Below are 3,275 nucleotides of genomic sequence, written 5' to 3' on the forward strand. Positions count from 1 at the left end.
GAATGTTTCGGGTTTTTACCCTAGTAAAAAGAACAAAAAAACTATTCAGTTTGAATCTCACAAAGTTGAGCTTCCTGCCATATATGAACTGGAGCATGATGAGGAGGTTCTAGAATTTTATGATCAGCCTCCTGCATTTAAAATTAACTACCAATCTTCGTCGGGACGAAATTTAGGATTCTTCTACACTCCAGACTTTTTTGTAATTAGAAAAAATAGTGCTGGGTGGATAGAATGCAAAACAGAAAGGGAATTACAAAAACTAGCAGTCAAACAGCCTCATCGTTACATAAAAGGAGAAAATGATTGCTGGTTCTCACCACCAGCCTTTGAGTACGCTGCACGGTTTGGATTTGATTTTCAAATTTTTTCAGATGCCCAAATAAATTGGATTTTATATCGGAATATAACTTTTTTAGAAGACTATTACCGTTTCTTTGATGACTATAAAAATAGTTGTAATGAGTCGGAGGAGTTAATTGAAAATATAGTTAGCTCCCAACCAGGAATAACTCTTAATCAACTACTTGAGAATAATTCAGGAATTGATGCAGATGACATTTATTTTCTAATTGCTAGCGAGCATATCTATGTAGATTTAGAATCAGAATTATTAGTTGAGCCAGAACAATGCAAAGTTTTTTACGACCAAGAATGTGCAAAATCTTATAAATTAATATTTTCATCATCAAAAAGTACAGATACAATCTTGTCACCTGTTATAAATCTAATACCAAATACAAGAATTAAATGGGATAGTAAAAGCTACAGATTAATTCAAATTGGTCATACAGAAATAACATTATGTGCAGATTCAGGAGAATTTATTGATTTACCACTTATCGAATTTGAGAATAAAATTAGGCTTGGTAAAATAACAGCACATAAACCTCAAATTCAGACCAATAGCACTGACAAAATAAATTCAATAATCTTCTCAGCATCTCATAAAGATTTAGAAGATGCTAATTACCGTTATAAAAGTATTGAGCCAATATTGTTAGGACAAAAAATAGAAAATTCAACAGTACCGTCACGCACTTTAAGATATTGGCTCGCTAAATATAGGCAGGCTCAACAAAAGTATGGTTATGGCTATATTGGGCTTTTGAACTGCTCTAATAAAAAAGGAAATCGTAATCGAAAGTTACCCCAACAAACATTGGAATTAATAGATAAATTTATTACAGAAAGCTACGAGACTCACAAACAAAAGCGCAAGTATGAGGTATATGGAGCTTTTTGTAATGCTTGTGCAGCTTCTTTAATTCCAGATGACCAAATTCCTAGCTATAAAACATTTATCAACGAGATAAAACGGCGTAGTGACTGGAAACAAACTTTAAAAAGAGAAGGACATCGAGCTGCTTATCCACAGATACCATTTTATTGGGAGTTAGAGCTAACAACACCAAGACACGGAGACCGTCCTTTAGAAATTTGTCATATAGACCACACAAAGTTAGATATAGAACTACGGTGTTCAAGTACAGATCAAGTGCTTGGCAGACCTTGGGTAACATTTTTGGTAGATGCTTACAGTCGGCGAATTTTAGCAGCTTATTTAACTTTTGACGCTCCTTCTTACCGCAGTTGCATGATGGTACTACGGATTTGTGTGATGCGCTATTCTCGTCTGCCTCAAATAATAGTGACGGACAACGGTAAGGAGTTCCACAGTACTTACTTCGAGAGCTTGTTAGCTTTGTTTGAATGCACGCTCAAGCACCGTCCTCCTACTGCATCTCGATTTAGTGGGGTTTGCGAGCGTTTATTTGGAACAGCTAACACCCAATTTGTTTATAATTTGGCTGGGAATACGCAGATTACCAAAAAAGTCAGGTTGATGACCAAAACAGTCAACCCTAAAAACTTAGCTGTTTGGACGCTTGGCTTATTGTATTTATATCTTTGCGAATGGGCTTACTTAGAATATGACACAACGGAACACCCAGCTTTGGGGATGTCTCCTTTTACGGCATTTAATCAAGGTATAGCGAAATATGGATTAAGAACTCATAGACTAATACCCTATGATGAAAAATTACGAATTTTAACTTTACCAACAACACAATTAGGAAGAGTAAAAGTTCATCCAACCCAAGGAATACAAATACGAGGAATTCATTACTGGAATTCTGCTTTCCGCGACCCTAGTATCCACAAAACCTATGTAGAAGTAAGATATGACCCGTTTGATGTTGGGATTGCTTATGCCTACGTTCGTGGTCAGTGGCTTCAATGCATTAGCGAATATTACGCTATTTTAAAAGGACGTTCAGAAAAAGAAATTTGGCTTGCAACAACTGAGTTGCAAAAACGTTTTTCTAATCATCATCAAAAATTTCAAGTTAGAGCGAAGAAATTAGCAGAATTTATCTCAACTGCTGAAGCAGAGGAGGTCTTACTAGCACAACGTCTGCGAGATAATCAAGGAAAAGAAGTATTTAAAGTCATTGATTTTGAAAGAGATAAAATTAATAAGAATGAATCATTACATTTACCCCAAATAGAAGCTGTTGAGCAATATGAAAACGATAGTTCAATGGCAGAACAAATAGATAAAGATATTCAAATATCCTCACTTCAAATTTTTGACTCTTATTAGTCATGTCTCAAAATCCGCATTTTCCACCTGGGTTGCTAACACAATCAAATGCTCTAAAGCTTGAGTATTTTGAGAATTATACAATGGCGCACCCTCGGTTAGAAGAAGCCTTCAATTTCCTTAAACTTGTGGTTAGTCATTCAAGCGATTCACAGGTGATTTTTATTTATGGACCAACAGGAGTTGGTAAAACTACTCTACGTTTATTAATTGAAAAGTGGTTCATTGATGAGAGTGCTGCACAGTTAGAAATAGACCCTGGTTTCATACCATTTACATCAGTTGAGGCAGTGGTTCAAAAATCAGGAATTTTTAATTCAAAAGACCACATTAAACGCTGCTTATTTGCCCTTAATGAACCATTAATTGACCATAAAATAGATTATGGCACGCGAGGTATTTATCGTAATAGTAAAGGGCAAATTGTAGTCGAGTCAAAGGTTATTGAAACTGATTTAGGATGGGCTTTAGAACAAGCTCTCAAACATCGCAAACCCAAAGTCTTTTTTATTGACGAAGCTCATCATATGTTGATGCTAGCTTCTGGACGCAAGCTAACAGATTTACCTGAAGCAATAAAATCTTTAGCCAATAGAACAGGAGTTATGCATGGGTTAATAGGTACTTATGAGCTACTTACTCTACACGATGTTGGCGACCAATTAAG

2 protein-coding genes are annotated in these 3,275 nt (G+C 35.7%); both read left to right on the plus strand.

The window, feature by feature from the left end:
• Positions 1-2,608 (plus strand): TnsA endonuclease N-terminal domain-containing protein (locus tag VB797_RS34730; RefSeq protein ID WP_323242356.1); only part of this gene is annotated, 2,608 nt, incomplete at its 5' end.
• A gap of 83 nt (positions 2,609-2,691) precedes the next feature.
• Positions 2,692-3,275 (plus strand): ATP-binding protein (locus VB797_RS34735; protein ID WP_323242357.1); only part of this gene is annotated, 584 nt, incomplete at its 3' end.

Origin of the sequence: Rivularia sp. UHCC 0363 (assembly GCF_034931125.1) — a bacterium.
GTDB lineage: Bacteria > Cyanobacteriota > Cyanobacteriia > Cyanobacteriales > Nostocaceae > Rivularia.